General features: G+C 69.6%; 6 protein-coding genes and 1 pseudogene. 4 read left to right on the top strand and 3 right to left on the bottom strand.

What is annotated here, in order from left to right:
• Positions 1–442 (top strand): annotated as a pseudogene (locus VIR15_RS16125) (DivIVA domain-containing protein); the annotation flags it as partial.
• A 129-nt stretch (positions 443–571) separates the two neighbouring features.
• On the opposite strand, the gene VIR15_RS16120 reads toward VIR15_RS16125, so the two are convergent.
• A complete protein-coding gene (locus VIR15_RS16120) occupies positions 572–1,144 on the bottom strand; it encodes a hypothetical protein (protein WP_331929543.1) in 573 nt (190 codons plus the stop codon).
• On the opposite strand from VIR15_RS16120, the gene VIR15_RS16115 reads away from it, so the two are divergent.
• The 3 genes from VIR15_RS16115 (at position 1,134) to VIR15_RS16105 (ending at position 3,218) form a co-directional block, all read left to right on the top strand.
• Positions 1,134–1,598: a TraR/DksA family transcriptional regulator gene (locus VIR15_RS16115; protein ID WP_331929541.1), complete on the top strand. Its 465-nt coding sequence runs from the start codon at positions 1,134–1,136 to the stop codon at positions 1,596–1,598. The two genes, VIR15_RS16120 and VIR15_RS16115, sit on opposite strands and share 11 nt — an antisense overlap.
• 77 nt (positions 1,599–1,675) lie before the next feature.
• Positions 1,676–2,293: a signal peptidase II gene (gene lspA / locus VIR15_RS16110; RefSeq protein WP_331929539.1), complete on the top strand. Its 618-nt coding sequence runs from the start codon at positions 1,676–1,678 to the stop codon at positions 2,291–2,293.
• Complete coding sequence (locus tag VIR15_RS16105) at positions 2,286–3,218, top strand: RluA family pseudouridine synthase (RefSeq protein WP_331929537.1); 933 nt, start codon at positions 2,286–2,288, stop codon at positions 3,216–3,218. Before lspA ends, VIR15_RS16105 begins: the two co-directional genes overlap by 8 nt.
• A gap of 10 nt (positions 3,219–3,228) precedes the next feature.
• Here VIR15_RS16105 and VIR15_RS16100 read toward each other — a convergent pair whose 3' ends face one another.
• Positions 3,229–3,963: a hypothetical protein gene (locus tag VIR15_RS16100; RefSeq protein ID WP_331929535.1), complete on the bottom strand. Its 735-nt coding sequence runs from the start codon at positions 3,961–3,963 to the stop codon at positions 3,229–3,231.
• A gap of 77 nt (positions 3,964–4,040) precedes the next feature.
• On the bottom strand, positions 4,041–4,747 hold a 707-nt coding region (locus VIR15_RS16095), incomplete at its 5' end, for a hypothetical protein (protein ID WP_331929533.1).

Raw genomic sequence — 4,747 nt, 5'->3', positions numbered from 1 at the left:
CGAGGCCCGTCGCAACCAGCTGGTCGGCGAGGCGGAGGCGCGCCACCGCGAGCTCATCTCCACCGCTCAGACCCAGCATGACGAGCTGACCCGCAAGGCGGCCGAGATGACGGCCTCGGCGACGGCCCAGCGTGACCAGATGCTCGCTGAGGCGACGAGTCAGCGCGACAAGATCATCGCTGAAGCCACGGCGAAGCGCGACGAGATGCTCACCGAGGCCCGCGAGCGGTCGACCGGAATGGTTGCGGAGGCGCAGCAGAAGAAGGCAGCGCTGATCGAGGAGCTCGAGCGGCAGAAGACGGCGCTCGATCGCAAGATCGAGGAGCTCCGTGGCTTCGAGCGCAACTACCGCACCAACCTCAAGTCCTACATCGAGGGCCAGCTGCACGACCTGGAGGGCAGCGTCCAGGACGCCGCCAAGACAGGCAGCGCCCAGGCCTGAACGAGCCCGTCACCTCAGCAGTGGAACGGCCGCCCGGTGGACCCGGGCGGCCGTTCGTCGTCTCAGGATCGAACCCCATCGGCGAGTTGTGCGTTTCACGTTTGTCTGCGGGCTCGTTGACGCCTATTGTCAGCGGCACTTGTCAAGGTGGACGGCCCCAGTGACGGAGGACCACATGGCAGCACCGAGGAAGGCACCGGCGAGAACGGGCGCCACGACGACTCCTGCGACGAAGTCGGCGACGGCACGCACGAGCGCCACCGCCAAGAAGGGGATGGCGGCCCCCGGGGCAACCGCCAAACGGACCGCCGCGACGACGTCGGCCAAGCAGCCGGCCGGCACCAAGCGCGCTGCCCCGGCGATGAAGAAGGCAGCGGCCACGAAGGCGGCGACGACGAAGAGCGGGACGAAGACCGCTGCAAAGTCGGCCCCGACGAAGAAGTCCGCTGCCACCAAGGCGGCGGCGACGAAGAAATCCGCTGCCGCCAAGGCGGCGGCGACCAAGAAGTCCGCCGGCACGAAGACGGCCCCGGCCAAGAAGTCCGCCGGCACGAAGACGACCCCGGCCAAGAAGATCACCGCCACGAAGACTGCGGCCAAGAAGGCCACCGCCTCGACCTCCGCAGCAGCGGCTGCCCCCTCCAAGCGGTCCGCAGGCACCAGGTCCACATCGATGAAGAGGGCAGCATCAGTGAAGAGCACCAGCGCCAAGTCGACGTCCGGAGCAGGGACCACTACAGCAGCTCGCGCGGGCCAGCTCGCCGAACGCTTGCGGGTCAAGGACGACGAGAGCCCGTGGAGTGCGGCAGAGATCAAAGAGGTGCGCGCCATCCTCCTCGAGGAGATCCAGGTGCACCGACAGGAGCTTGAGCTCGCCGAGCAGGAGCTCGATGACCTGCTTCGCGCCTCGAGCGACGGAGCGGGGGACGACCAGGCGGATGCCGGCGCCAAGACGGCCGAGCGGGTCCATGAGATCGCCCTGGCCGCGAACTCGCGGGCCGGCCTCGCCCAGGCCGAGCATGCCCTCGAGCAGCTGGAGGCAGGCACGTACGGCATCTGCGAGAACTGCGGGAACCCGATCGGCAAACTTCGACTCCAGGCCCGTCCTCGTGCGACCCTGTGCTTGACATGCCAGGAGAAGCAAGCCCGCCACTGACGCCCACCGAGACACCGTCGACGCCCCATGTGGGCGTCGATGCCGTGTCCTCCGCCCTCACCGCAGCACCAGGATCCGTGGAGAACGAAGCCCCGCCCGACCACCCGCCCACCGCGCGCCGGAGGCGGCTCTTCGTCCTCCTCGTCGTCGTCGCGGTCCTCGCCTACGCGAGCGACCAGCTCACCAAGCTCATCGCCCTCGACGTCCTCGCAGACGGACAGCCACGGCCGTTCATCGGGGACGTCATCCAGTTGAAGCTCATCGGCAATCCCGGTGCGGCACTGTCGCTCGGCGCTGGGAACACGTGGGTCATGACCATCATCGCCGTGGTCGTCCTGGTGGCCATCGTGTACGTGTCGAAGGACCTCGGCTCGCGGGCGTGGGCCCTGGCCCTGGGCCTGCTCCTCGGCAGTGCCCTGGGCAACCTCACGGACCGCTTCGTCCGACCGCCCGGTGGCGGCGAGGGTCATGTTGTCGACTTCCTCGACTACAACGGCTGGTTCATCGGCAACATCGCTGACATCTGGATCGTCGGCGCCGCTGGGCTGATCGTCGTGCTCGCCCTGCTCGGAGTGGGCGTCGACGGCCGTCGCGAGAGGAAGGCCGCACCGCTCGCGCAGAACCTGGCCCAGGACCCAGGGTGGCCGGAGAAGCCAGAGGTGAGCGACGAGCCGGGGGAGCGGTCGGATGGCTGACGTCCGGACCGTTTTCGTCCCCGAGGGACTGGGTGGTGAGCGCGTCGATGCCGGTGTTGCGCGCCTCTTCGGGCTGTCCCGAACCCGCGCCGCCGATCTCGCAGGTGAGGGGCTGGTCGTCGTTGACGGCAAGGTGGCGGGCAAGTCCGACCGGCTCGCGTCCGGGGCGATGCTCGAGGTGTCGCTTCCCGTGCCGGACGAGAGTCCGAGCGTCAAGGTCGTGGCAGAGCCGGTGCCCGGGATGCGGATCGTCCACGATGATGACGATCTCGTCGTCGTCGACAAGCCGGTCGGGGTCGCGGCTCATCCGAGCGTGGGCTGGACCGGGCCGGACGTCGTCGGTGGCCTGGCCGCTGCGGGATACCGGATCTCCACGTCCGGGGCGCCCGAGCGACAGGGCATCGTCAGCCGACTCGACGTCGGCACGAGCGGCCTCATGGTCGTGGCCAAGAGCGAGTACGCCTACTCCCGGCTCAAGCAGGCGTTCCGGACGCGGGCTGTCGACAAGAACTACCACGCCTTGGTCCAAGGCCTCCCGGATCCGCTCGTCGGCACCATCGATGCACCGATCGGCCGCCACCCGGGCCACGAGTACAAGTTCGCGGTCATGCGCAGCGGCAAGCCGTCGGTCACCCACTACGAGGTCATCGAGGCCTTCCGTCATGCGAGCCTCGTCGACATCCACCTCGAGACGGGCCGCACGCATCAGATCCGGGTGCACATGGCGGCGATCAAGCATCCCTGCTGCGGCGACCCGCTCTACGGCGCGGATCCTGCACTCGCGAGGAAGCTCGCCCTGGACCGTCAGTGGCTGCATGCCGTTGGACTCGGGTTCGAGCACCCCGGTACGGGCGCCTACGTCCACTTCGAGAGCGAGTACCCGGAGGACCTCCAGCGGGCTCTCGACACCGTCGCCACCTTGTGAGGTTCACCCTCTAGCGGAGGGTGAACCCTTTGAGGTGTTCCCTTCCCGTGGCGTATGCCGCTGGGCTCGCTCCCGCGGTCGCCCGCACTTCCGCGGTCGCCTCCTCTCCTGCGGGGGAGGCATCCCGGCCGCGCAGGCGCCACGACCGGCCGGCCAGCGCGCCGAGGGAGAGCGAGAGGGCCGCAACGGCGGCCAGTGCCGCGGGCGGCACGCCCATGCTGGACCGCTCCGGTCCCGCCGCGGCACCGGTCACAGGGGCGATCGAATCGGCCGTGGAGGTGGGCGCCGTGAGCGCGTAGCCGCCCAGCACGCCGAGGTCCGTCAGGGCCGTGAGGAGCAGGGCGGTGTTCGCCGGTCGATGCCAGACCGCCTCGGCTTGGGACTCGGAGCCTGAGAACAGGCTCTCTCCGCCACGCATCAGCAGCGTGCTCACCCAGACGTCCGAGCCTGTGATCGTCAGGGCGTCCACCCGCCAGGGCTGCACATCATGGATCATCCACGTCAGGCGGATCGAGCCCGCCATGAAGCTGTCCGCCGGCCTGGACTCCCCGTTCGGTGGGTTCTCGATGTCCAACGCCCTGGCCAGCGAGTCGTAGGCAGAACTGCCCGTCAGCGCGCCTGCAGCATGCCTGCCGTCGTGGTCCACCACGAGAACGGAGGTCGGTCCGCCCGCGTGAGCAGGGTTCGCCGGAAACAGCACGAGGCCGGCGAGTGCGGTGATGACGAGAACGATGAACCTACGCATGGGGTGCTCCTCCAGTTGTCGCGAGCGGTGACGTCGTTACACCGCCCGACCCTCCGTGGTTCCCTCGGTGCTGGTGCTCAGGGGACCGTGGTGGCGATGTCCAACGCAGCGGCCAACGTCGACGGGCCCTCGAGGCGGTAGGTCAGCTCGCGTCCGTCGGGGGCGGGCACGACCCAGATGAGGGTCGGGCCGGCCAGCCTGGGCGGGGCGGTCTGGGTGACTCCCCGCCGATCGATCCACTCGATCTCGTGGGTGGCGTCGAGCCAGACGGCCTCGCGACCCTTGACTCCGGTCGGCGTGACCGCGGTCCAAACCCGCTTGAGGTAGCCCCAGTCGGGAGATCCGACGAGGACGTCCAGCCGGGTCATCGCCGTGCCCTCGCCCCAGGTGAGCTGGGCCACTCGACCTTCGTGCGATACCGACACGGTCTCCGGCGGCCCGAGCGCCGCCGGGACACCGAAGTCGAACCCGAGCATCCGCCTGGCCTCGTCGAGGGTGACCGAGGCCGGTCCCTGGCCAAGGGTCGGGGACGCCCCAGAACCGCGGGTGGACGGCAGTGGAGGTGGCCCCGGCTCCACGCGAACGACGACCCCTCCGATGTGGAGCAGCTCCATGACAGCCGCCCGGACTGGGGGTACGAGCGCGACAACGGCGACGACCATGGCCGCGATCGCCCAGGCCAGGCGGCGCATCGGGCGGCCGTGCTCGGACCGTCGGCGACCTGTCGGGCGCCACTCGGCCGGGGCGACGAGGGGGTCGTCGTCGGCGATCCGGTCGAGGACGG

It is taken from the genome of Intrasporangium sp., assembly GCF_036566125.1.
Classification (GTDB): Bacteria; Actinomycetota; Actinomycetes; order Actinomycetales; family Dermatophilaceae; genus Intrasporangium.
The sequence above is the reverse complement of the archived record's forward strand: the minus strand, read 5'-3'. Positions and strand labels throughout refer to the sequence as shown.

Coding starts and splice junctions, on each gene's coding strand:
- VIR15_RS16105 (WP_331929537.1), top strand. CDS start 2,286: ATGGCTGACGTCCGGACCGTTTTCGTCCCCGAGGGACTGGGTGGTGAG.
- VIR15_RS16100 (WP_331929535.1), bottom strand. CDS start 3,963: ATGCGTAGGTTCATCGTTCTCGTCATCACCGCACTCGCCGGCCTCGTG.